This window comes from Chryseobacterium binzhouense (assembly GCF_007474545.1).
GTDB lineage: Bacteria > Bacteroidota > Bacteroidia > Flavobacteriales > Weeksellaceae > Chryseobacterium > Chryseobacterium binzhouense.
This window is the reverse complement of sequence record NZ_VKOG01000008.1, coordinates 61534-87215: the sequence shown is the minus strand read 5'-3', so window position 1 is coordinate 87215 and position 25682 is coordinate 61534. Positions and strand designations below refer to the sequence as shown.

24 protein-coding genes and 1 other RNA gene are annotated in these 25682 nt (G+C 33.8%); 6 read left to right on the top strand and 19 right to left on the bottom strand.

All coding sequences use genetic code 11. The annotated features are described in order from the left end of the window. Window positions 1-585: 585 nt before the first annotated feature. Window positions 586-2454: an endonuclease gene (locus FNE73_RS15695; RefSeq protein ID WP_143885500.1), complete on the bottom strand. Its 1869-nt coding sequence runs from the start codon at window positions 2452-2454 to the stop codon at window positions 586-588. A gap of 194 nt (window positions 2455-2648) precedes the next feature. On the opposite strand from FNE73_RS15695, the gene FNE73_RS15690 reads away from it, so the two are divergent. The 4 genes from FNE73_RS15690 (at window position 2649) to FNE73_RS15675 (ending at window position 5255) form a co-directional block, all read left to right on the top strand. Further along, complete coding sequence (locus FNE73_RS15690) at window positions 2649-3788, top strand: acyl-CoA dehydrogenase family protein (RefSeq protein WP_143885499.1); 1140 nt, start codon at window positions 2649-2651, stop codon at window positions 3786-3788. A gap of 151 nt (window positions 3789-3939) precedes the next feature. Next, window positions 3940-4572 (top strand): peroxiredoxin, encoded by a 633-nt coding sequence (locus FNE73_RS15685; protein WP_089744756.1) that lies wholly within the window; start codon window positions 3940-3942, stop codon window positions 4570-4572. Window positions 4573-4698: 126 nt separating this feature from the next. Further along, window positions 4699-5007, top strand: coding sequence for a thioredoxin family protein (locus tag FNE73_RS15680; protein WP_143885498.1), 309 nt, complete (start codon window positions 4699-4701; stop codon window positions 5005-5007). After that, window positions 5007-5255, top strand: coding sequence for a DUF6952 family protein (locus FNE73_RS15675; protein ID WP_089744758.1), 249 nt, complete (start codon window positions 5007-5009; stop codon window positions 5253-5255). The genes FNE73_RS15680 and FNE73_RS15675 overlap by 1 nt, the downstream gene beginning before the upstream one ends. Window positions 5256-5286: 31 nt before the next feature. Here FNE73_RS15675 and FNE73_RS15670 read toward each other — a convergent pair whose 3' ends face one another. After that, complete coding sequence (locus FNE73_RS15670; RefSeq protein ID WP_143885497.1) at window positions 5287-6339, bottom strand: threonine aldolase family protein; 1053 nt, start codon at window positions 6337-6339, stop codon at window positions 5287-5289. 83 nt (window positions 6340-6422) lie between these two features. Here FNE73_RS15670 and FNE73_RS15665 point away from each other — a divergent pair, with 83 nt between their 5' ends. After that, the gene (locus FNE73_RS15665) at window positions 6423-7076 is read left to right on the top strand and encodes a metal-dependent transcriptional regulator (protein ID WP_143885496.1); all 654 of its coding nucleotides are present in this window, start codon (window positions 6423-6425) and stop codon (window positions 7074-7076) included. 44 nt (window positions 7077-7120) lie between these two features. On the opposite strand, the gene FNE73_RS15660 is transcribed toward FNE73_RS15665, so the two are convergent. The 12 genes from FNE73_RS15660 to FNE73_RS15605 form a co-directional block, all read right to left on the bottom strand. Continuing rightward, window positions 7121-7699: a glutathione peroxidase gene (locus FNE73_RS15660; protein ID WP_143885495.1), complete on the bottom strand. Its 579-nt coding sequence runs from the start codon at window positions 7697-7699 to the stop codon at window positions 7121-7123. A gap of 20 nt (window positions 7700-7719) precedes the next feature. Continuing rightward, window positions 7720-8382 carry an outer membrane lipoprotein-sorting protein gene (locus FNE73_RS15655; protein ID WP_143885494.1) on the bottom strand — a complete coding sequence of 221 codons (663 nt, stop codon included), beginning with the start codon at window positions 8380-8382 and terminating at the stop codon, window positions 7720-7722. A gap of 114 nt (window positions 8383-8496) precedes the next feature. Beyond that, the gene (gene kdsB, locus FNE73_RS15650; protein WP_143885493.1) at window positions 8497-9219 is read right to left on the bottom strand and encodes a 3-deoxy-manno-octulosonate cytidylyltransferase; all 723 of its coding nucleotides are present in this window, start codon (window positions 9217-9219) and stop codon (window positions 8497-8499) included. Window positions 9220-9434: 215 nt separating this feature from the next. Next, window positions 9435-12275: a VIT domain-containing protein gene (locus tag FNE73_RS15645; protein WP_143885492.1), complete on the bottom strand. Its 2841-nt coding sequence runs from the start codon at window positions 12273-12275 to the stop codon at window positions 9435-9437. Between the two features lie 23 nt (window positions 12276-12298). Beyond that, window positions 12299-13285 (bottom strand): DUF6438 domain-containing protein, encoded by a 987-nt coding sequence (locus FNE73_RS15640; protein WP_143885491.1) that lies wholly within the window; start codon window positions 13283-13285, stop codon window positions 12299-12301. 67 nt (window positions 13286-13352) lie between these two features. After that, window positions 13353-14660: a trypsin-like peptidase domain-containing protein gene (locus FNE73_RS15635; RefSeq protein ID WP_143885490.1), complete on the bottom strand. Its 1308-nt coding sequence runs from the start codon at window positions 14658-14660 to the stop codon at window positions 13353-13355. Between the two features lie 94 nt (window positions 14661-14754). Next, entirely contained in the window at window positions 14755-16008 is a 1254-nt protein-coding gene (locus tag FNE73_RS15630) for a pyridoxal phosphate-dependent aminotransferase (protein WP_143885489.1), read from the bottom strand. A gap of 93 nt (window positions 16009-16101) precedes the next feature. Further along, the gene (locus FNE73_RS15625; RefSeq protein ID WP_143885488.1) at window positions 16102-17817 is read right to left on the bottom strand and encodes a phospho-sugar mutase; all 1716 of its coding nucleotides are present in this window, start codon (window positions 17815-17817) and stop codon (window positions 16102-16104) included. 16 nt (window positions 17818-17833) lie between these two features. Continuing rightward, entirely contained in the window at window positions 17834-18445 is a 612-nt protein-coding gene (locus tag FNE73_RS15620; RefSeq protein WP_143885487.1) for a hypothetical protein, read from the bottom strand. Beyond that, complete coding sequence (locus FNE73_RS15615) at window positions 18446-19147, bottom strand: GIN domain-containing protein (RefSeq protein ID WP_143885486.1); 702 nt, start codon at window positions 19145-19147, stop codon at window positions 18446-18448. It lies immediately after the preceding gene. 1 nt (window position 19148) lies between these two features. Next, on the bottom strand, window positions 19149-20099 hold the full coding sequence (locus FNE73_RS15610; RefSeq protein WP_143885485.1) for a glycosyltransferase family 2 protein: 951 nt from the start codon (window positions 20097-20099) through the stop codon (window positions 19149-19151). A 17-nt stretch (window positions 20100-20116) separates the two neighbouring features. Further along, on the bottom strand, window positions 20117-20713 hold the full coding sequence (locus FNE73_RS15605) for a DUF4199 domain-containing protein (protein ID WP_143885484.1): 597 nt from the start codon (window positions 20711-20713) through the stop codon (window positions 20117-20119). 132 nt (window positions 20714-20845) lie between these two features. Between FNE73_RS15605 and ffs the strand changes: the two genes are divergently transcribed. Continuing rightward, an RNA gene (gene ffs / locus FNE73_RS15600) (signal recognition particle sRNA small type) lies at window positions 20846-20943 on the top strand. A gap of 59 nt (window positions 20944-21002) precedes the next feature. On the opposite strand, the gene FNE73_RS15595 is transcribed toward ffs, so the two are convergent. The 5 genes from FNE73_RS15595 to FNE73_RS15575 form a co-directional block, all read right to left on the bottom strand. Further along, a complete protein-coding gene (locus tag FNE73_RS15595) occupies window positions 21003-21689 on the bottom strand; it encodes a metal-dependent hydrolase (RefSeq protein WP_143885483.1) in 687 nt (228 codons plus the stop codon). Window positions 21690-21700: 11 nt separating this feature from the next. After that, window positions 21701-22630, bottom strand: a complete 930-nt coding sequence (gene menA, locus FNE73_RS15590; protein ID WP_143885482.1) for a 1,4-dihydroxy-2-naphthoate octaprenyltransferase — start codon at window positions 22628-22630, stop codon at window positions 21701-21703. 8 nt (window positions 22631-22638) lie between these two features. Continuing rightward, on the bottom strand, window positions 22639-24135 hold the full coding sequence (locus tag FNE73_RS15585; protein ID WP_185147365.1) for a PH domain-containing protein: 1497 nt from the start codon (window positions 24133-24135) through the stop codon (window positions 22639-22641). After that, window positions 24119-24664 carry a PH domain-containing protein gene (locus FNE73_RS15580; RefSeq protein ID WP_143885480.1) on the bottom strand — a complete coding sequence of 182 codons (546 nt, stop codon included), beginning with the start codon at window positions 24662-24664 and terminating at the stop codon, window positions 24119-24121. The genes FNE73_RS15585 and FNE73_RS15580 overlap by 17 nt, the downstream gene beginning before the upstream one ends. A 141-nt stretch (window positions 24665-24805) precedes the next feature. After that, window positions 24806-25642 carry a 1,4-dihydroxy-2-naphthoyl-CoA synthase gene (locus FNE73_RS15575; protein ID WP_143885479.1) on the bottom strand — a complete coding sequence of 279 codons (837 nt, stop codon included), beginning with the start codon at window positions 25640-25642 and terminating at the stop codon, window positions 24806-24808. Window positions 25643-25682: the final 40 nt, after the last annotated feature.

The window sequence follows — 25682 nt, the reverse complement described above, 5'->3', positions numbered from 1 at the left end:
TTTAAGGATTAATATTTAAAATCATTGCATTTATAAAATATGCAACAACTTCATTTATTTTTTATAGTGATATTTTAGTAAATCATTTCCAACAATAAAGTATCATAAATCACCCACAAGATTGTAGATTGAATTTATATTGAAGCAAATATTGTAGATTAAAGTAATTTCACGTGTAGTGAATAATGCCTGAAGCAGGCGGAATTTTCAGCGTTTTTCATATAAATTTGGTTTGTTTGGTTATAGCTTAAAAATCAACTGGTGATATGTTACAAATATAATATTATTTTTAATATATCACATACCATAGATTCAAATTAATATAAATTTTACATAATATCAGTTTTTAGACTACAGTATTAATAATATCTTACTACCAATTTTTCTCATACAAAAATAACCTTATTCAGTTAATTGGCGCTCCGTATTTTTACGGTTTTTCAGCCTTCAATTCCCTTTTGAATTTATATTATATTAATTATAATCTTGTAGTTTGATACATTTCAAATAATAATCAAAATACTTAAAAAATAAAAACTGCCTCAGCGAGACAGTTTTAGTAATCAATTTTATCAAGATAAAAACCTATTTTTTTATCAACTGGTAAACTTTACCATCTAAGTTTAAAAGAAAAACTCCCTTTGAAAGTTTTTTCACAGAAATACTGTTCTTGTTTTTAAAAGGATTTGTTTCGGAAACAATTATTCTGCCTGATAAATCTAAAATCTGTGCAAGAGCAATCTTTTCTACGTTTTTACCTTTTACGAAAATACCATCATCCACAGGATTTGGGTAAATTTTCCACTCATTAGACTGGGCGGAAAGTATTTCTCCTGTAGACAAAGTTCCTAGATTCTGACAGTAATTGCTTGGGTAAACATCCCATTCTGCAATACTAAACGAAGTTGTTGGCTGACCAACAGTCGACTTTCTATACAAAGAAACATTGCCTAAAACTGAAGAATTATTGGTTCCCGAAATGCCAATTGCATCTACTGTGCTTGATTTATACCTTAATTCAACATACTGACTTCCGCTGTAAGTCATCTGCGGAGCAGCAGTAACAAACTTTGCCTGATTGATGGTATAGCATGAAAAGTTTGCATCAGGATTCAACACCACAAAGCTTTCATTGTTCTGAACAATTCCTTCCAGTTCGTAAGGAGCGGGAAAATAATAATTGCTTCCGCTGGGAAACTGTATAGATAGTCTGTAATCGCTTAGATTTACCGGATGTCCTGTTTTATTGGTTATTTCGATTCCTTTGTTATTAGAAGTACCCTCAAGATATTTTGTAACCATTAAATCGCGTGCATATACATCGCTGGCTAAAGTTGTTGCCGAAACCATATTGCTGTCCGGAGATAATAGATACCCGTTATCATACGCTTTCACAGTATAAGTATAAGCTGTGGAAGGAATAAGATGGTCTGCACTGAATGTAGTTCCTCTGGTAGATCCTATTAATGTTCCGTTTTGATAAATATTATACCCGATAACATCAGAACTTGTACTTGGTGACCAGCTCAATGTAGTAAAATAAGCGCTGTTTTGAGTTACACTTACATTAGAAACAGCCTGCGGAGCTACTGTATCGGGAGTTTGTCCCCAAATTAAATTGACCCACGACGGATTATCTATAAATGGATTTCTGTTTTTTTGAATATTGTATACCTTATTATTTCTGTCGATTTCTCTTTGAGAAACAGGATCCTGCTGATGCCACTGTAAAAGCATCGCAACATAAGCCGGATCAAAAGACCTTTCTTCAGTTCCGTCTAAAGGATTGGTATCTGAAGCAGGATTTGTACTGTTATTAAAGTTAAAAGTCCCAAGCTTTCCTTCGTATCTTACTGCAAAATAAAGCAGACTTCTAGCTACATCCCCTTTAAATTCGTTAATAGGCTCATAAACCCTTCCTGTATAAGCAACTCCCGAAATTGCACAATTTCCTATTCTGGAAGAATTGGTAAAGGTATAAAATATAGTAGAACCTACCATTCCATAAGGATAATTGCTTCTTAGCTGATTAATTCTGGCATCAGCAGGAATTACATAAAACAAATCCGAATACATGGGATAATTACTGTAAAAAGTACTCTGCGGCATCATGTGTTCCCTGTTCCATCCCAGACCTTCTGCACCGGAAGATCCCGTAATATTGGCTGTTGTATATTCATACGCATCAGGTCCTGTTGGAATTTCAGAATAAATATCCAGTAAAATGGTTGTATTTGAAGCTGTATGATCATAATAAACATCCAAATCAGTCTGATTATAATAGTTCGTAAGATCTCCGTAATGCCAGTTAATATTTTTTGATGAAATAATATCATGCAGTTTAGATTTCAGAGCATAGCCTGAAAGTCCTGTCGTTCCGTCATAGTAACCGGAGGGTATCTGTGCAGAAACAACAGCAGATAAAAAAAGTACAGAAAATAAAGTTTTTCGCATATCAGTAAAAATTGGAGGGCTAAAATAGCTATTATATCTCTTAACTTTACAAAGTTACACATTAATATTATGTTAAAATAAAAATACCGTTAATATTGATTTACAATTCTTTAAACAAAATACATCAATATGCAATATAAAATTCTTTATAATTTCGTCATTTTAAGTATCTTTGGAAAATAACTATATCTAATATGAATACAGAAACGATTAACAACATTAAAATGATAGCAGAAACAGCAAAAGATTTTGCTGAAAAAAATATCAGACCCAATATTATGGAATGGGACGAAAGCCAGACTTTCCCTAAAGAACTTTTCCATCAATTGGGCGATATGGGCTTCATGGGAATTGTTATTCCTGAAGAATATGGAGGTTCTGATCTTGGTTATCACGAGTATGTTGCGATTCTTGATGAAATTTCTCAGGTTGACCCATCCATCGGTCTTTCTGTAGCAGCGCACAACTCGCTTTGTACTAATCATATATATGAGTTTGGTAATGAAGAGCAAAGAAATAAATGGCTTCCACAACTGGCAAGCGGAAAGGTAATCGGAGCATGGGGACTCACCGAGCACAATACCGGTTCAGATTCCGGAGGAATGTCTACAACTGCCGTTAAAGACGGTGATGAGTGGGTAATCAATGGTGCTAAGAACTTTATTACTCATGCCATCTCAGGAGATATTGCTGTTGTTATGACAAGAACAGGTGAAAAAGGTGCTAAAAATAATTCTACCGCATTTGTTCTAGAAAAAGGAATGGCTGGTTTCACTTCAGGAAAAAAAGAAAACAAATTAGGAATGAGAGCCTCAGAAACCGCTGAGCTTATTTTTGATAATGTACGTGTTCCTGATACTCACAGATTAGGTGAAGTGGGCGAAGGTTTCAAACAGGCAATGAAAATCCTTGATGGCGGAAGAATATCTATTGCTGCCTTGAGTTTAGGTATAGCAAAAGGTGCTTATAAAGCAGCATTGAAATATGCAAAAGAGAGAAAACAGTTCGGAAAATCAATTGCTGATTTTCAGGCAGTTAATTTTATGTTAGCTGATATGGCTACTGAAATTGATGCTGCTGAACTACTGATCCAGAGAGCATCAACTTTAAAAAATGCTAAACAAAAAATGACCAAAGAAGGAGCTATGGCAAAATTATATGCTTCAGAAGCCTGCGTGAGAATTTCCAACAATGCCGTGCAGATCTTCGGAGGTTATGGTTATACAAAAGATTTCCCTGCAGAAAAGTATTACAGAGACTCCAAGCTTTGTACCATCGGAGAGGGAACTTCAGAAATTCAAAGACTGGTTATCGGAAGAGATATTACAAAATAATTCCTAATTAGATTTATACAGAGACTCAGCCTATGGTTGGGTCTTTTTCTTTAGCTTAAATAATTATAGATTTTATTTATCAATAATTACTTTATGATAGACGAAAATATTTTATCTTTGCAACCGTAAAATAAATCAAAAAATAAAAATTATGTCTTTAGTTGGAAAAAAATTCCCAAATGTAGCAATTGATGCAATGAGTGAAATGGGTGATGATTTGAAAATCAATGTTTTTGAAGAAGCGGCTTCAAATCACCAAAAAGTACTTTTATTTTGGTATCCGAAAGATTTTACTTTCGTTTGCCCAACTGAGCTTCATGCTTTCCAGGAAGCTTTACCTGAATTTGAGAAAAGAAATACAAAAGTGATTGGTGCTTCTTGCGATACTAACGAAGTTCATTTTGCCTGGTTAAACGTATCAAAAGACAATGGAGGAATTGAAGGAGTTACTTATCCTTTATTAGCTGATACTCACAGACAATTGGCAAATATGCTGGGAATTGTAGATCAGGATTTTGAATACAATGAAGAAGGTGAAGAAGTTTTCACAGGTTCAAATGTTACGTACAGAGCAACTTATTTAATTGATGAAACTGGAAAAATCTTCCACGAATCAGTAAACGATATGCCTCTTGGAAGAAACGTAAAAGAATATTTAAGATTAATCGACGCTTATACTCACGTTCAGAAGCACGGTGAAGTTTGCCCTGCAAACTGGGAAGAAGGGAAAGAAGCAATGAAAGCTGACAGAACTTCTACTGCAGAGTATTTAGCTAAAAATTAATAAATTAATTTAATCTAACAATGTAGCAATCTAGCAATGTAATAATAATGTAGCAGCAAAATATATTGGTAAACTGTTGCATTGTTATATTGTTACATTGTTAAATTTTACTCAAAAATTCAACTTATGTATACAGAATTGGCAGAAGATACATTGCAGAATATTGTAAAAGACAACGAAAAAGTAGTCGTACAATACGGTGCAACATGGTGCGGAAACTGCAGAATTATGAAGCCTAAATTTAAAAAACTGGCTTCTGAAAATGAAAAGATCCCTTTTTTATATGTGGATGCAGAAAAACTTCCTGAAAGCAGAAAATTGGCTAAAGTAGACAATTTACCAACCTTTGCCATCTTCAAAAACGGAGAGCTGGTTAATCAGGTGCAGTCTAATCAGGCAGAAAGTCTTATTAATTTATTTAATGAATTAGCATAATGAAGTTACCTATAATAAGACAGTTTTATCAGAATCAGACTCCGGAAAATCTGGAAAAAACATTAGAAGTTTTAGAAAGTTTTTCTGAGTTCAGAGGTACAACAGAAGAAGATCTTAATGTGGCAGGTGAGCTTATCACCAATATTTGCGGGGCTTTGGAAGTTCACGCCAATGTTCAGAACGGTATGAGCGAAAAAGATGCGCTTAATTCTTTCGCACAGAAAGTTTTGGGTTCTATTGACAAATAATATATTACCCAAATGAGGATAAAAATGCAGCTTATTGAGGCTGCATTTTTTTATTTAATTCGTTTTTCACTGCTTCAATAAACTGTTCTACTGCTTCATCAGACGTGTTCCAAGAAGTAATGAGACGAATGGCAGAATAGCTGTCATCTATCTTTTTCCATACATAGAATTCAAAATTTTCTGATAGTTTATTGATGAGCTGATGATTCAAAACAGGAAATATCTGATTGGTGTACGTTTCTGACAGGAACTCTACTTCACTGTCTTTCATGAAATTTTTGATTTTCATCGCCTGCTGATTGGCTTTTTCTGCTAAATCAAAATACAGATTTTCGGTCATCAGTTCCAAAAACTGAATTCCTAAAACTCTTCCTTTGGCGAGCAGCGCTCCTTTCTGTTTAATATTAAAAGCAAAATCCTGCTGCAATTCTGTGGAATTAATAATAATTGCTTCCCCAAATAAAGCCCCGTTTTTGGTTCCGCCCAGATAAAAAACATCAGTAAGTTCAGCAATATCTTTTAGCTCCAGATCGTTATTTTCGCAAGTAATTGCCTGTCCGAGACGCGCTCCATCCATAAAAAGTAAAAGATTTTTTTCTCTACAAAATACACACAGCTCCTGAAGTTCTTTTTTAGAATAAACAGTTCCTAATTCTGTAGAATTGGAAATATAAACCAACTTCGGCATCACCTGATGCGGAATATTTTGATGGGCTTCCAAAACAGGAATAATGTCTGATGGAGAAAGCTTCCCGTCTGCTTTTTCAACACCTAAAATTTTATGTCCGGTTGCTTCAATTGCTCCTGTTTCATTATTCAGAATATGTCCTGTTGCGGCAGAAATCACACACTGGTAAGGCTTTAGAAGAGACGAAATGACAATCAGATTTGCCTGAGTTCCGCCGGAAACAAAATAAATATCTGATAACGGACTTTGGATTTCTGTTCTTATTATTTCTTTTGCTTTTTTTGAATATTCATCTTCACCGTAACCCGGCTGCTGATCAAAATTATATTTTGCCAAAGCTTCCAGAATTCTGGGATGACAGCCTTCGGAATAATCGTTTTTAAAGGAAAATTTCATTCTGCAAAATTATAAAATCAAAGCTAATCAAGGCCAGGTTTAAAAAATATTTTGTTAGATTTGTAGTTACAAGTATCTAACATTTGAAAGCAACACTCACAGAAGAAAATTACCTGAAGGCATTATTTCATGTCGTAGACGATGAGGGAAAAGTAACCATCAACGAACTGAGCAAATTTCTCAACGTAAAAATGCCAAGCGTTAACAATATGATGAAGAAGTTTGCTGAAAAAAAATGGGTTATTTACGAAACATACAAACCTTTGAGAGTTACCGAGAAAGGAAGGCGCGAAGCCGCATTAGTAGTAAGAAAACATCGTCTTACTGAAATGTTTCTCGTTAAAAAAATGAATTTTGGGTGGGAAAATGTACACGAAATTGCAGAGCAGCTGGAACATGTGCATTCTAAAGTTTTTTTTGATAAAATGGATGAAATTCTAGATTTTCCCAAATTTGATCCTCACGGAGAACCTATTCCCGATAAAGACGGAAATATTATTTCTCAGGATTTACAGAAACTAAGCAGCTGCAAAGCAGGTGAAACTGTTATATTTACTTCTGTTACGTTATCTGATGACGCTTTTCTTAATTATTTAACCGAAAGAAAACTGCTGCTCAATACAAAAATAAAAATTGTAAAAATTGAAGATTTTGATCAATCGGTAACCGTTGAAATCGCAGGAAAAACTGAGATTTTAAGTAAAAAAGCAACCGAGAAGATTCTGGTAAAGCATTAAAGCAAAAAAAGCGGATTAAAATCCGCTTTTTAATATAATAAGTATTAATTGAAATATTTAGTAATCGCCTCGTCAGTTGGTTTCACTTTACTTGGGAAACTTTCAATCAGTTTTCCGTTTTCGTCAACTAAAAATTTGGTGAAATTCCACTGAATATCGGTATCTTTTACTCCGTTTAAGTTTTTATCTGAAAGATATTTGAAAATCGGAGCCGTATCATCTCCCTTTACAGAAACTTTGGAAGCCAAAGGAAATGTCACTCCATAATTTTTCTGACAGAATGCACCAATCTCAACATTGGATCCCGGCTCCTGTCCGCCAAAATTATTGGCAGGAAAACCTACAACAACCAATTTTTCTGCGTAATCTTTAGAAATTTTTTCTAGATCAGCATATTGCGGTGTGTAACCACATTCTGATGCGGTATTAACGATCAGAATTTTTTTTCCTTTAAAATCAGCAAAATTAATGGTTTTGCCCTCTTCCAATGCATCTACTTTGTAATCATATATTGACTTTGACATAACTTGTTGGGTTTTTACTTTAGAAACATCGTTTTTTTTCTGTGCGCAGCTGTTACAAAACACTGCAAATGAAACCATTACTATGAAAATCTTTTTCATTATAGACTTTTTTAATTTAATTAAAACTTAAAACTATTTTCAGGGAATACCTTATTGATTTCCACTTTATTGAGAAGCATTACATAATCTCCGTCTTTTTTGGCACTTGAAGATTCTATTCGGAAAGGCATCATCAAATTTCCAACTTTTTTGTAATCTGAGTATGATAATGTTTCATCTTTTTTTACTTCCTTCAAAAGCATGTAAGACTTTGTATCAAAATAATAGTAGTTTTTATTCACATTTTTCGTCAGTTCCACCTTATGACAGTAGATCTCTCCTATTTTTTCTTTTCCTAAATATTTTGCTTCAAAACCTTTGTTTTCCCAGTCGATAAAGTCATTATCAAAACTTTCAGCAGTATATTCTTTGTATTCCTGAAGTTTATTGGTTGCATAATTCATCGCATATCCTTTTGTACCGTCATAGCCTTCGATAGCCGTATCTTTTCCGCCAATGGTAATGACAGTTTTGGTTAAATTGGGTCTTTGCTGATAAATCTTGATAGGATATTCGTCTTTAATGCCTAAAATTACTTTTCCCTGAAGGAAGACTGAGTTTAAAAGTTTCCAATTGGTCAAACCTCCGGATAATTCTATATTCTTGTCTATAATTTCTTTAGCAGTCTGAGCAAAAGAAAGTTGTGAGAATATAAGGACAAATACTACAAGTAATTTCTTCATTCAATCAAATTTTTTCAAATCAAATATAAGACTTTTTAATTTGAAAATTTAAATTGATACATTCGAAAATTGATGCATATCATCCGATTTTTAAATTATCCAATTCATACGTTTTCAAATTAATTTTCTTGCTTTTTCCAGATCTTCCGGTGTATCAATTCCTACTCCAACAAAATTGGTTTCAATCAGTTTGATTTTCATTCCGTATTCCAGATAACGGATGCATTCTATTTTCTCAGAAATCTCCAGAGGTTTCATTTCCAGCTTTGAAAATTGAAGCAATGCATGTTTTCTGAAAGCATACACTCCGATATGTTTAAAATAATCAACATCATAAGAAATTTCTCTGTGAAACGGAATAACAGAACGGCTGAAATACAGTGCAAAACCGTTGTTATCGGTAATTACCTTCACGTTATTAGGATTTTCGATTTCTTCCTTTTCGTAAAGTTTTATTTTTAATGAAGCCAAAGAAATTTCCTGATTTTCATCTTGGCTAAAAACATCAATCAGCTGTTTTAACGGTTCCAGTTTTAAAAACGGCTCGTCCCCCTGAACATTAATGACGATATCACAGTCGATGTTTTGTACCGCTTCTGCAATACGGTCGCTTCCTGTTTCATGTTGACCGGTCATTACCGCTTTTCCGCCATTATTTTCAATCTCATTAAAAATAATTTCAGAATCTGTGGCTACAAAAACCTCATCAAAAAGTCCGGTTTCCACAACATTTTGATAGGTTGTGGTAATCACTGTCTTTTCACCCAGAATCTGCATCAGTTTTCCGGGAAAACGGCTGGCTTCGTAACGTGCAGGAATAACGGCTATGATTTTCATTATATAAATATCTTTTTACTAAATTAATATTGGTTTTTTAACATCGAATCGCATGCAGCCCGACTTGAGCGGAGCTCTTTTTGCCGAAACGAAGTGTAGGCAAAAAAGCGGGAGCGGAAGGCGGATAAAGCTGCCCAAATAAAGCCTTTCATAAAGCCTGAACAAAAATAAAAATTGCCGAAGTAAAAAACCTTCGGCAATTTATGTGATTTTTCTTAAAACTCAAATTCTCCAATGAGAATTTTACTGTCGTTTTCCCTTTTATTTTCTTTCTGACTCTGGAAAACCGCAATTTTTCTTTCCTGTCTTCCGTCTGAATAATAAAGATAAACTTCTGCCATTATCGTTGTAGGTCCGGAAAGAATATTCTGTCTTTCCCCAAAGAAATTGGTTTTGATTTTATATTTTCCTTTTACCGCTTTTTTAAGCAAAAATTGTTCAGGTCCGAAACCTTGCGTGAAATCATTGCTGATTCTTCCGCCAATTGCAGTAGATTTATGCTGATAAGAGCAATCTTCTCCTTTCGGATCGGTGACCCAGAGATCGATATCGGTATTGTCTTTATTCCAATTAATCACCACACGAATATCAACGGGTAAATCTGCTTTCAGGCGGTCATCTATTTTGCTGCCGTCAACATTTTTATTCTGTTTTAGAATATTATTGATCTCCATAATCAGAATTTCTTCAATTCCGTTGTCACGCATTGAAATTTCGTCTGTAAATTCCTGATAAAGCAAAGATTTATAAATATTTAAAGCTTCCTGAGGTCTTTTGTTATCAACCAAAGCTAAAGCGTAATCTCTATGACTTTGTGCATCAAATGGACGCCATTCTAAAATTTTCTGCGTGATCCAAAGTTCTTTATCGTAATGACCTCTCTGTTTCAACAGATAATAAATTGTTTTATAAAGCTCTTCGTTTTCAAGATCCAGTTCAGCCAAAGTGCTCAAAACCTTTAAAGAAAGTGCTTTATCACCTTTTTTGAACAGCAGTTTGGAAATATCAAAATAATAAGAAATTTGCTTTTCATGTTTTGAACGGTTTTCCAGATATTTCTGGTAAATTACATCCGCAGATTGCAAATTTTGGAAATCTTTCATGTATTCTGCGGTGCTTTCTACGTCAACTAATGTGATTTTTCCTTTTGGTGCAGAGTCAACCATTACCTTTTCTTCAGAAACAGCTATTGCTTTTGCAGAAGAACTATATCCAACAACTACAGCCTCTTCAATTTGAACATTCCTTTGCTCTAGCGGTACTGATGCCGATTGATTTGAAACTCTCGGATATTCCTTTTTTTCAACAGGTGTAAAATCTGTATTCCACCATGTTTTTAATTCTCTTGTTTTATCAAAAGCTTTAGATAAAAGATTTTTTCTCTGTTCAAAAATTCGTCCTTTATTTTGGGAAACTATTCTCTGATAATCAGCTAATAATTCCTGTGGTGGAGTAATTTTGTATTTTACATAATCATTAATATCATCCAGAACAATTAAACTTGTATTTTTACTTACAACTCCAAACTGCTCACTGATATTTTTAATTTCCTGACGGTTTTGAGTAGAATTTAATTCCAGTTCATTGATTTTTCTCTGCGCCCAAAACTGAGCAATCTGCCAGTTTTCTACCTGTTGTGCTGTTGAAAAATCTACCGGCATTTCAAATCTATCGTTTCCTATTGAAAAAATGGCGGTCAGTTTTCCAACATTTCCGGTAGTAATTCCAAAAATATTGATTGGCTCACTAATTACCGAACCGATATTTGGAAATAACTCCTGCATATTCGGGTTTTCTTTAAATCCTAAAAAGCGAACTGGCAATCTTTTATATGTTTTTATAGCAGATTGAGTATTGAGTTCATTCAAATTAATAAAATTTCCTCCTGATTGATTGGCAAGCAATTTCAGCAGATTAAAATCTGAAATTGGTGTGCTGGAAATACTGTTTAAAGGCTTTTTAAACTTTATCGTTAAATCGCCAAAATTGGAAATTCCGTCTGAAAATAAAAGATATTCTTCTACTCCATTCATTTCCTTTAAAGCTCCGAAATCTGTTCCTCCATCATACTTTAAATTTAAAATTTTAGATTTCAGCGCGCTCCAATTTCCGTCTGAAACAGTAAAGTCTTCAGCTTTTTCGAAAGTATTATTCAGCAAAGAAAAAGAAACAAAAACATTTTTATTATCTGAAAAATATGCATCCAAAAACTGTAATTCTTTATCCTTGTTACGTTTTGAGCCGCTGTAAGAATTATCCCAAATGATTGCAATCTTCTCAGATCGTGCTTTTTCTTTCACCGGAAAATTTAATCCTACATTGGCTGCAAAATAAAATTTATCTCCTGAAGCTTTTTGTAAAACAACATGCGAAGAATTCTGATCTTTAGGAATCGTTACTTTTAGACTTTCAGCAGGTGTAAAATTGGTTTTGCTGATCTCGGCTATCCATTGATTTCCTTGTTTCTGAAAAGAAAAACTTCCGTCGGGGTTTTCCAAAATTTTTGGAATGGCTGCATTCTCGCTGATCCAGACTTTCAGATTAAATTTAGGAATAGTAGTCGCATTGGCAAAGCTTAAAAAGTACTGATAATCTGATACAACATTTTTCAGTTCCTGATGATAAGTAATCTGAATTGTCCGACTTCCTTTTTCTGGTAACGGATAAATTCTCGTTCTGAAATTGTTGCCTTCTACTTTTTCTATAATTCCGGGATCTACATTTCTTCTTTCAATACTCTCGAAAACCTCTTTTGCTCTTTCTTTCGGAACCGGAACTGCATTTCTCAGTTTTCCGTTGATATCCAGAGCATAACCGCTTACAGAAACTCCTTCCGGAAGCGGAAAAGTAAGATTTCCTTCTAAAATTCTGTTACTCGGATTATAAAATGTGTACGTTGCCTTTGTTGTTGCAAGATTTCCTAAAATTTTGGTATCAATTTTAGCCTCCTGCAGAATAACGGGATGTTTTTTTTGGTTTTCAACCTCCAATGTAGGAATTTGAGAAAACGCAGTGCCAAAAATCATCAAAGCACATAGGTTAAATATTTTATTCATATCACTTGTTTTTTAATTTTATATCAATTAGAACCTTCATCTTTTTTCCATTTTTGATTTTTCCTAAGTTCAAACAATTTTTTATAGATGCTCTTTAAACCATAAGTTCCCTGTGCACCATAATCTTGTATAACTTTTACTTTATTATCGGCATAAGTAATTTTTAATGTTACTGTTTGATCATCTGTCCAATCGACTGCATAATTATTTTTCAAGTTGGGAAAATCTATGTATTGTAAAGTCCCGATTAGATTTTCATATTGTTTTTCATCAATAACTGTATGAAATTTACCTTCAATATTTTCAGACCAGCTTTCCATATTCTCACTAAAATTGAAATGTTCAGCGATAAAATGTGCATTTCTGTTTTGATCAATTGATAACTGAAAAACAGGACAGGTTCCATAACATCCCGAAGTTGAAAACTCAATCTTTTTTACAGGAATATAGTTTTTATCATTAGAGTTGTATTCTATAAATTCTCCTTCTTTAAATTCTAAAGTTTGTTTTAAAGGCTTTCCAAAGGTTTTCTTTTCCCAATCTTTTACAATAGGTTTATATATTTCAAGCAGATTTTTATTATTTACTTTCTTTATTCTAGGAACATAATAATCATCAAAGCCTCGCGAAATATCTTTTAGTGCATATTTTCTATTTCCGAAATTCAGCAGTACAACAGGTGAATAACTGCAGGATTCGTTATTCATTCCTAAACAATTATGTTTATCTCCTATAATAAGCAAATCTGTAAAACCATTATTATCAAAATCTGTTTTATAAAAGCTTTGAGAAACATCTAATTGATCTGCAAGTGCAATATTTTCTTTACATAAAAAATCTTCTCTCCTGAAATCTTTAATACGTTTCACTTCATAGTTTTCAAATGTAGAATCTGTTTTCCGTATCAGAGATTGTACATCTTCTGAAGATTTTAATTGATCAATTTCTGAATGATTTATATGATGATTATTTTCTTTGCAACTTAAAATGCAGAAAAAAACACAAGTCACCTTTATATATATTTTTATATTAAATCTTTGCATTTATATTGATATTCTAAAGTACAGTTTTAATCTGTTATTTATGAGCTAAGAATGGATATACCTTATCAATCCGTTTAGCAATAATACCAAAATTGAAACCCTGAACCTTATCTATTCCGCTGAAATTTACGGCAATTAATTGTCCGCAATTATTAAAAATCGGAGATCCGCTTGCTCCGTGAGTTGAAGTAACACTGTACTGAATTTTTGTACCATCAGATTCTTTACTGATTTGCCCGTTGTACAACTGTACTTTAATTCCTGAAATCGTTTGTGCCAAATCTTCACCCAAAGGATAGCCAATCATTACAGCTTTTTCTCCCGGACGTAAAGTCTGATCATCTGTTACAGCATTCTCAAGATTAATAATATTTACAACGGTATTGGGTGTTTCTTTAGTATTTAATTGTAAAACTCCTAAATCTATAGATTGATCTTCGGAGATTTTCTCTATTGTGCAAGACAGCCATTCTTCAGCTGAATTATGAAGTGCTACAGAAATATCAATCGTCTTCATATATACTTCAATATCATCTTCGGAAACATAATTTTTTTGTGGGATAGAAGCTGCAATATCTCCAGCCTCGGCTGCCGAATCTACTGTTATAGTTGACTCATTTGAGCTGATAAATTCTTCACCATCGCCTTCTTCATTTTCACGATAATCGCTTTCTTCACTAGATTCTAAAGAAGCATTTCCCCAATTGGATGCAATAAATGTTTCATAACCTTCTTCAGAAATATCCGTTGTAAGAATTGATGCAATTTTTCTACGTATGTTTGAAGCATCAGTATTAATTTTATCAATATTTTCAGAAGAATACCAAGGCTGTAAAACATGACTGTTAGAAATCATATTCCCTTTTTTATCCACAAAGAAAGCAGTTCCGAAAAGTGTTTCTTCTGATACCTCAGGAATATTGAGCTGAATTTCTTTTCCTTTAATCTTTGCAACAAAAGCATATCTGTGTTTTACCATTACGACGGCATCTTTATATGCGTCATAAATTTTTGTATCAGTATCTAAACATGTATTTTCAACCATAGGCTTTACCTGATGATCTTTATAATATTTATAGCCAAAATAAGCTGCTCCCCCTAAAAGGATTATACCACCCAAACTAAAAAAAGCAATTTTGTACGGATTTTTTTTCTTCTGTTCATTTATTGGTAAGGTTTCTTTAGGCTTTTCTTCTAAAGGTTTTTCCTGAATTTCATTTACAGAAATTGTATTTTCAGTTTCGGAATTTTGAAGCTCTGAAAAGTCATCAGAGTGCGAATTACTGTTTTGATGTGAATTGTTTTGATTCAGCTTATTGCTGGAATCTTTTTCATGTTCCATTTGTGTTTATTTTAAATTAATTTGTTTCATCATAAAAAAGTTGATTCTTATTTTAAGAATCAACTTTTCTGTAAAATTAAAAAATTATTTTACACTATTTTAAGTTATTTAAAGCATTTTCCAATTTCGGCATCATTACTTCAATTTCATCGGTTGCCAAACCTCCGACTGAAGCTCTGAACCAAGGCTCAGTTTTTTCTTCACCGAAAGCTGAAAACGGAACCAAAGCAACTCCCGCTTCATTGATTAAATAAAATACAAGATCTGATGATGTCTCAATTTTGTTTCCGTCGGGTTTTACTTTTCCGATATAGTCAAGTTTTATGGTAAGATACATTGCACCCATCGGCTCAATACTTTCTACCGATAAACCTTTTGTCTTCAGATCCTGAATGCCGTTGTGAAGAACTTTTAAGCTCGTTTCAAGCTTATTTTTAAAGTCTGTGATAAAAGCATTTACATTTTCAGGATTCTGAAAATATTTTGCCGTTGCTTCCTGCTCCGGTTTTGGCGCCCAGGCTCCAACGTGAGTAAGCAAAGCTTTCATTTTATCAATAATATGAGACGGACCAAATCCCCATCCTACACGAACTCCTGTTGCTGCCAAACATTTTGAAATACCATCAATATAAATGGTAAATTCTTTCATTTCCGGGAAAAGTGAAACAGGATCTACATGTTTTCCACCAAAAGTAAGATTAGAATAAATCTGATCGTACATTAAATATAAAGGTTTTTCGTCCGCGCCTCTTTTGCTGTTCTCTTCAAGAATCATTTCACAGATTTCTCTTAGCTGAACTTCTGTAAACATGGTTCCTGTAGGATTAAGTGGCGAACAAAGAGCCAGTAAAACAGCTCCGCTAAGGTGAGGTCTCAACTCTTCAGCAGTAGGTAAAAAATTGTTTTCCTGGGTAGTTTTTACTTCAACTGCATCGGCAGAAGTAAGATATGCGTAATGATTGTTGTTCCAAGATGGTGTAGGATAAATTACCTTATCGCCTTCGTCAACTATTACTTTATAAACAGCGTAAATCAACGGTCTTGAACCTGCTGTAATTAAAATATCATTCGCATCATAATCAAGATTCCATCTTTTTTTAAGATCATTAGAAACTTCTTTTCTTAAAGATAAAAGTCCGTTTGCAGGCGGATAATTGGTTAAATTATTCTGATACGCTTTCTGAATTTCCTCTTTCAATTCTACAGGAATCGGATAAATATTTGAGTTCAGATCTCCAATCGTAAGGTTAGCAATTTGTGCTCCTTTCGCTTTCAGATCATTTACTTCATTACCAATTTTTACAATTTCAGAACCAATGAGGTTCGCTGCTAATTTTGAAACTTTCACTTTTTTTTTATTAGAAATTAGAGTTTAGAAATTAGAAATTAGATCTAGAGCATTCTGAAATGCGCAATAAAATCTAATTTCTAAATTCTTTTATTAATTTAATTGAAGATCTTTTCTTACTTCTTCTATTTTTTGTTCTAAAGACTTTAATGTAGATTTGAAATCTTCTTTTGAATATAAACTTTCTTTTACAGAAACATAAAACTTAATTTTTGGCTCTGTTCCTGAAGGTCTTACACAAACTTTTGTTCCGTCTTGTGTGTAATAAATCAATACGTTAGATTTTGGAATATCATCCATAACGTGCTTTTCGTTTTCAGAAACTACAAAATTGGTCTGTTCTTTAAAATCTTTTACTTCTTCCACTAATGAACCAGCCAATGATTTTGGCGGATTTTCACGGAAATTCTTCATCATATTCTGAATTTCTTCTGCTCCGTCTCTTCCTTTTTTAACGATGTTGATCAAACCTTCGTAATACATTCCGGTTTCCTGATAAATTTCAATCAGATATTCGTACATCGTTTTCCCGTTGGCTTTACACCAAGCTGCAATTTCGCAGGCTAAAATGATACTTCCGCAAGAATCTTTGTCACGAACAAAATCTCCTGTCATAAAGCCGAAACTCTCTTCACCACCGCAAACAAATTTTTCCTGACCTTCAAAATCACGGATCATTTTTCCGATCCATTTGAATCCCGTTAATCCAACTTTACAGTCAACACCGAATTTTTCTGCAATATCAAAGAAAATATCTGAAGTTACAATCGTAGAACCAATGAATTCTTTACCTGTAATTCTACCCTGCTTTTTCCATTGATCCAAAATATAATACGTCAAAATGGTATTACACTGATTTCCGTTTAACAACTGAATTTCACCTTCCAGATTTCTTACAGCAATTCCTAATCTGTCGCCATCCGGATCTGTTCCGATAACGATATCTGCATTGGTAATTTTCGCTAAATCCATTGCCATTTCCAAAGCTGCAGGTTCTTCAGGATTCGGAGAATCTACCGTTGGGAAATTTCCGCTTGGAATCATCTGTTCTTTTACGAGATCAATTTTCTTAAAACCTGCTTTTTCCAAAGCTTTTGGAACTGTTGTATATGTCGTTCCGTGAATGGATGTGAAAACGATATTCAAATTTTCTTTTCCTACATTCTGATAAGTAGAATTTTCAATGCATGCATCGATATAAACATCATCCTGCTCCTCTCCGATCCATTCGATTAAATCATTATTTCCGTTAAATTTAATTTCTTCAAATTTTACAGAATATACTTCATTGATAATGGCTTCATCATGTGGCGGAACAATTTGCGCTCCGTCATTCCAATATACTTTATAACCGTTGTATTCCGGTGGATTGTGAGATGCTGTCAAAACAATCCCTCCATGACAGCTTCTGTCACGAACGGTGAAAGATAATTCAGGAGTCGGTCTGTGGTTTTTGAAAAGCAAAACTTTAATTCCATTTGCCGTTAAAACATCTGCCACCAATTTTCCAAATTCTTTTGAATTGTTTCTTACATCATAAGCAATCGCAACTTTTATCTGCTCATCAGGAAACTGCTGCAACATATAATTGGCAAGTCCCTGAGTTGCCTGACCTAATGTATATTTATTCAAACGATTGGTTCCAACACCCATAATTCCACGCATTCCGCCCGTTCCAAATTCTAATTCTCTGTAAAAAGAGTCTTCTAAATCCGGAGAATTACCTTCAATTAATAATTGAACTGCATCTTTCGTTTCTTTATCGAATGTATCGCCTAACCAAAGTTGGGCTTTTTCTAATGTTGTCATATTTGTATTTGTGCGTTTATTTATATAGTTTGATTTCTAAATTAGGTAATTTTTCTTTTAATAAATTTAATTTCAGTTGCAGATCATTTAGTTCAAAAGTAAAATCTCCAAAAATTTCTTTATTCATTTCAAAATTGATTGTTGTAGATTCTCCAGAAAAATCAGATTTAGAAAAATCTCTCAAAACTGTATGCCCTTTTTCAAAAAGAAAATATCCATTTTGCTTATTCCAAACCGTTTTTAATTCAGCCTTTTCAGCTGCTGCATTAATGACTGCCATTCCTAAATGACAAAATTCATGACCTACTTTCAAGTGTTTTTTCTCGTTGCTACAAGCTCCTATTTTTGTCATAATAGATTCAGCCTTGGTTAAATCCAAAGATTTTTCTAAAGACATTCCTGCATTATATTTTATTTTTAATGAATTTCCACGTGTATAGATAAAAATTTCATCACATTTATTATCAATATGTTCGTCAATTGCATGACATAATGTACCAATCAAAATTGAATTTAAATTATTTTCAGTATAGCAATCCTTAAAATACATTTGCGGACGCAGATTCACATGATCTCTGAAATCGACATGAATAAGTGTTTCTACCGTGTATATTTTTTTCTCTTCCAATTAATTCAATTTCTTATTCTCAACTTTGGCTGTTTTTTCTACCTTAAAAGCCCTGATCGGATCATTATAATACACAAACTTCGCTGTGTTTTTCACATTTCCTTTAAGTGAATCTTTTACATTAACTTCGGCATAATTTCCATTTTTAGAATCAATGTTTAGATTAACGATTTTCCAATACGGTGCTATCAGACTGGCGGTGTCAGAAATCTTAATTACCGCATTTTCAGTTCTGCCCAAAAAATTAGCTCTACTTTTGTTTTTCATGTCAATTTCAGCTCTTCTGGTGTTGATTGACCCCATAAAAGTAGCATAATTTTTTAAATTTAATCTGAAATTATCTGTCTTAATTTCGCTTGAAATATTCATTTCTACAGAATCTGAAATTGAAACTTTTTCTAAATTATATTTTGAATAAATGGTTACATTATAAAAATCGACTCCTTTTGTGTCTCTGCTTTCCTTAATTGAAAGGGTTTTATCATCAACATCAATATCCAGATTATCTGCAATATTGGGATATGTTTCTATTTCAACGAAATTTTCCGGTCCTCTTGCATAAAATACCCGGAATTTGCCATTTAGATCAAGATTAACAAATTCCTCAACATCCACTTCTTTTTTATCTAAATTTCCTTTCGGAGAAATTTCTCCGCAGGAAACGGCGGTAATCAAAATTATCGTAAAGAGCAGCTTTTTCATATTATATCACTTCATCAATATTATAATTCTTATGCTCTCTGTTGGTTCGGATGATCATTTCTCCTAAAAATCCTGCGATAAAAAGCAAAGTTCCCATTAACATCATCGTTAAAGCAATAAAAAACCATGGATTATTGGTAATCAAATGACCGTAAATTCCTCTCGCAACGTCAATCAGTTTTGAAATTCCCAGCCAAAATGCTGAAAGAAAACCAACGATGAACATTAAAGTTCCCACTGCTCCGAAAAAATGCATGGGTCTTCCTCCGAAACGACTTACAAACCAAAGTGTTACCAGATCCAAAAAGCCTCTGATAAACCTTTCTGTTCCGAATTTGGAAGTACCGTAGGGTCTTGCCTGATGCGGCACTTCTTTTTCGGTAATTCTTCTGAAGCCGGCATTGGCTGCCAAAACAGGAATATAACGATGCATATCACCGTACACATCAATGGATTTTACAACTTGTTTTTTATAGGCTTTTAAGCCGCAATTGAAATCATGAAGATACACTCCTGAAACCTTCCTTGCTGCCGCATTGAAGAGTTTTGATGGAATATTTTTGGTCATTACATTATCAAAACGCTTCTTTTTCCAACCGGAAACAATATCATAATTTTCTTCAATTACCATTCTGTACAATTCTGGAATTTCTTCCGGAAAATCCTGAAGATCGGCATCCATTGTGATGATAACGTCACCGTTTGTCCTTGCAAAAGCAGCATGCAGAGCCTGAGATTTCCCGTAATTTCTGGAAAATTTTATCCCGTGAATCTGGGGATGCTGGATTTTCAAATTCTCAATAATGCTCCAGGAAAGGTCTGTACTTCCGTCATCTACAAACCACACTTCATAAGATAACTGACTGGTTTTGCAGGTATTATCAATTCTTGAAAACAATTCTTCAAGAGATGCTTCTTCGTTGAGCAACGGAATAACGATAGATAAATTCATTTAATTTTTATAACAATTTATTCTTGATTGGTATTTTCGGTGTAGACTTTTTTTGTTCTGAAAAAAGCTCCGAAAAACAACGACAAAACTACGTAAAATATAAGAATTGCCGCAAAATATCCTGAAAAATGACTGGCTGTAAGCATATCTTTTCCTTTGATAATCTCCGGACTGAATCTTTGAAGACTTTCTTTATATTTTTCTTCAAGTTCATCAATATCTTTTTGATGTTTCAGAATTTTTCTTGCAGAATTATATTCTTTATCCAATTCAGATTTCTGTCTTGTAACATACTGATAGTTAAGCAGCTTCTTTGCATCGGTATCAATAAAATTAAGAAATACAAAAATGCTTACAACAGATAGAAAACCACCTACAAACATCGGAACGAAAGCTCTTTTGAAAGCTTCTCTGAAGCCCATTCTTTGTTTGTTCCAACGGGATTTTACTGACCAAAATGCAGCTAAAGCATAAAAAACAGGAAGCACAAAAGTATTGACTTTCAATGAAGTATCAAAATAATTAATTCCCGAGAAGAAAAAATAGACTACAAAAAAGATCAACATTGTAGCTGCAAAAAGCAAAATTCCTAAGGTTACCGAACTCTTCGTCATAATTTCAGTTTTTAGAAAAAATCTTGAAAAATATTGCTCTAAATTTCAGCATTTTAGCTGTTTTAATGGCGTTTTTCGAAGATTTTTCTTTAATAATATTTTTAAGTTTATAATTAATTCCTATCTTTGCAACGGCAAGTCCTAAACAACCAGCTCCTGAGAATCCTCCAGGGTGGGAACGCAGCAAAGGTAATCGGTTGTAGCGGTGTGATTTAGGTAGCTTGCCATTTTTTATTTATTTAAGTGAAGAGATTAAGATGATTTATAAATTACTTAATCTCTTTATTTTTTATATTTCAAAAATTTCACCCAGTTTCGGTAAAACCAATTCAATATTTTTATCAGCAAAATGCTTCAAAGCATCATCATGATTGATCTCAATAGGCGGAAAAGTATCAAAATGACATCCGATTACTTTTGGTGTTTTTAATAATTCTGCTGCTGCAAATGCTGCTTTTCTTGCACACATTGTATAGTGACCTCCGACAGGAAGAATAGAAAGGTCTAAATGACCGAATAGTTTGGGAAAAAGTTCCATGTCTGCCATCACCCCTGTATCTCCTGCCAAGTACACGTTTTTACCTTCAGGAAGCCTGAAAATATATCCTACAGGAACACCTCCGTACGTTCCGTCCGGAAATGAGCTTGTATGATGCGCCGGAACCATAGAAATCTTCAGGTCTTCTATTTTTGCTGATCCTCCAAGATTGATATCAATTTTATTTTGTGCATTATCGAAATATCCACATATTTCCGGAACAGCAATAACAGCTGCATCAGGGTGTTCTTTCAAAACTTCTCCTACATCAGCAATATGATCTTCATGAGCATGAGTAAGCAGAATATAATTAATTTTCTGAGCAGTAATATCAAATCCTGACTGCTCCTTTTGATAGTTGTAAAAAGGATCACAAAGAATTGTTTTTTCTTTATACGTGAACAAAAAACAGTTTTGTCCTAAAAATTGTATTTTCATTTTTTAATTTTTTAGCTAAAATAATTTAATCCAACAGCCGTTAAAACCGCCATCATTAAAGTCATGATTCCTACCTGCTTCAGGAAGGGATCAAGCTCTCTCGGTTCTTTTACTGCCATAATCTGACGACGGATCTTCATTAATGGCAGGAGTAAAATCATCACAATAAACACTTTATAATTACCGGATTCTATAAAGCCATTAATTCCCAAAAAAACAAGAATCAGAATCAATGGAAGCTGAAGCAACACGATTTCGTAAATCATTGCACTTCTGAATCCTATTCTTAAAGCCAGACTGTTTTTTCCGGAAAGCCTGTCACTTTCTATATCCCGCATATTGTTTAGATTCAAAACAGCCATACTCATCATTCCGATTGCCGTTGCAGGCAGTAATATGTCCCACGAAAAAGTTTTGGTAAACAGAAAATAGCTTCCCCCCACAGAAACCAATCCAAAAAATATAAAAACAAATAGATCTCCCAAACCCATGTAACCATAAGGCTTTTTGCCGACAGTATAACCGATTGCCGCTAAAATACTTGCTACTCCCAATCCGATGAAGATATAAAACTCTTGGGTATGATCCGGAATAAATGCAGTATATAAAAGTGCAACGGTTGCAACAAAAGATAAAACAGAGAAAATAATCACCGCATTTCTCATTTGCTTTGCAGTAATTTTGCCGGATGCCACTGCTCTTGCTTCTGCTTCGCCAATCCTGTTTTTATCTGTTCCTTTGATGCCGTCACCATAATCATTGGCATAGTTTGAAAGAATCTGATATAGTAATGTCACCAGAATAGCCAGCGCAAAAATCTTCCAGTCCCAAGTTCCGCCCTGTTCCCAAAGCCTCCACTTTGCGATGAAAGATCCCATGATAATTCCGCTTAGAGAAAGCGGTAAGGTTCTCAGCCTTGCGGCTTTTATCCAGTCTGACATAAATATTTTTAACTGTTTTTAGAAGTTTCTATTTTATAAATAATATTATTGAAAAGCTTTTTGACTTCAGAAAAATCCAAAGCTGAAATCCCGAATTTTCCGGCAGAAGTGTAAAACGTTATACTTCCAAGATTACTTTTCTTTTGCCAAAAATACTGAGAAATTTTCACAGTCTGAATCTTGTCTATTTCAAAAGTTCTGTAATGAACATCCCAAAAACCGGAACGCAGCCTGATAAAGCTTTCATTATAAAACAATCTGAGATTCAGATAAGAAAAAACTATAATTATTTCTATGATCATAAAAGTGATTACAACAGCTTCCCAGTAATTAATTATTATACTCTTATCAATAAAAAACACCATTAAAAAAGGAAATAAAACCCAAATTATATGATTGACAATCAACAATCTGTAATTAGGTTTAAGAAAATTATTGAACTGCGGTGTCGAAGTCCATATTGAGCCAATCAAATGCTCTTTTTCGTTATGGCTAATTCCCGGAACGGAAGAAACATTTTTTTCATTTTCATCTTTTCCTATCTGCAGAAATTTTACCAGAGATACATTCATTTTTTTCTGGATCCAATTCTGAATTTCGGTTACTACCTGAACTTTTGATTTGGTTACGATAGCATTTTTAGTGCTGAACAAACCATATTCAAAAGAATAATTTCTGTAATTTTCCTCTATTTTGAAATTAAAATAACGAATGATTATCCGTACCGAATTTATCAGAACACCAAGAACTAAAACCACTATGGTCATTCCAAGTAAGATGGGTAATGAATAGCTCAGCACATTTTTTTCAATTTGATCATAATCAATCTGAGCATCCACTTCAGCCTTTTTGAGAAGATCATTGAGCTGCGTAATTCCATAAATTACCAAACTTATCAATGCAAAAAAGCTTCGGACATAATTGGCAGTCAGTCCATACTTTAAGATACTTATATTAGAAATTCTGAACTGCTTTTTGGCTGAAATTCCCGTTACATCATCTGAACTGATATATTCATTTTGTATTTCAATATTTTTCTCTTCAAGCAGATAAGCCTTTAAGTCATAAGCATTTTGTTTGGATAAGGCAGAGATAGAAACTTCTTTTTCGGAACTTCCCGGACTGTCTACTTCCAATTTAAAAATATTAAACAGTTTATGAATAAAAGGCTGGGAAATATTAACCTCCTGAATATTTCTGATCTTTATTTTGGTGGAAGATTTATTGATAATTCCTTTGTGAATAATAAACTCCTCGTTCTTAGCATCAATATAATATCTGAAATTGTAATATTGCATTACAGCAGATATGCTGAGAATTAAAAATACAGTAGATACGATTAAAAGAACAATCCAAAAGTCAAATTTTTTATCTCTGAAAAAAAACAAGAAAATAAAAATCCAAGAATTTTTAATCACTTCGCCCGTGTTGTATAGAAACAGTAAAGCAATCCCGATTTTGGACTGCCTTTGTGGAGTAAAAAAAGAATTATACTTCTCCTCCATCTTCATTATTTTCGGATGAAATTGTATTCATAATCAGATGGTTGATTCCTTCAGCTTTGTCTTCCGGCAAACCATGAATAGAAATATCGCCGCCATTCACGCCTGCTGTATAAACAGAAACTGATTTTAAGCTTAAAATCTTTGAAAACCACCCCTGTTCTACCTTTATATGCTGAATTCTTGTAAAAGGAATAATTATAATATTTCTTTTCAGCCAACCGTACTGATAAACAATATCATGCTGACGAACTGCATATTTCCTGAATTTGAAACCGATAACTGAGCTTAAGAAAACATATACAATCAGGAAAAAAAACAGCAACGCCACAGCGATAATCTGCAATTTTGTAAAATTTCCACTAAAAAAATAATAAGAAACAAAAAATGCAGAGATAATAAATATTGAGAACAAAATATTATTAAACAAAATAATGTTGAGATATTTTGGTGAAACAGAAACCATCTCCAGACTTTCAAAATCTGGAATTTCTATGTCAAAAATCTGCGGGTTTTGAAAGTTTTGCTGCATATTACAGTAATTTTTCTGTTTTAATTGATTATATAAATTTTATAATATTCTGCAAGATTGTATAAACCAACCAGTTTGACTCCATTAACAAAATAACAGGCAATGACGTATCATTCATTACCTATTACTCTTGATGTATATTTACGAGATCCACTGATCTTTTCCGAAATTCGGTTTTCTTTTTTCAAGAAAAGCATTTCTGCCTTCTTTGGCTTCTTCGGTCATATAGGCTAAACGGGTTGCTTCTCCGGCAAAAACCTGCTGTCCTACCATTCCGTCGTCTGTAAGATTCATGGCAAACTTCAGCATTCTGATAGAAGTCGGAGATTTGGCTAAAATTTCCTGCGCCCATTCATAAGCTGTATCTTCCAGCTCATCATGAGGAATTACGGCATTCACCATTCCCATTTCAAAAGCTTCCTGTGCCGAATAATTTCTTCCTAAAAAGAAAATTTCACGGGCTTTTTTCTGTCCCACCATTTTTGCAAGATAAGCAGAACCGTAACCGCCGTCAAAACTTGTTACATCAGCATCGGTTTGTTTAAAAATTGCGTGTTCTTTACTGGCAAGCGTTAAGTCGCAAACTACGTGAAGAGAATGACCGCCTCCTACAGCCCAACCCGGAACTACCGCAATTACTGCTTTTGGCATAAAACGGATGAGACGCTGCACTTCCAGAATATTCAATCGGTGTCTTCCGTCTTCTCCTACATATCCCTGATTTCCTCTTGCTTTCTGATCGCCTCCGCTGCAAAAAGCCCAGCCTCCGTCTTTCTGGCTTGGTCCTTCACCTGAAAGCAAAACTACACCTATTGAAGGATCTTCTGATGCATCATAAAATGCATCATACAATTCTGAAGTAGTTTTTGGTCTGAATGCATTTCGTACTTCCGGTCTGTTGAATGCAATTCTTGCAACACCATTACACTTTTTATAAGTAATATCTTCGTATTCTTTTGCGGTTTTCCACTCAATCATTTTGTTAAAATTTTCCTCAAAGATAAGGAATTGATGAGAG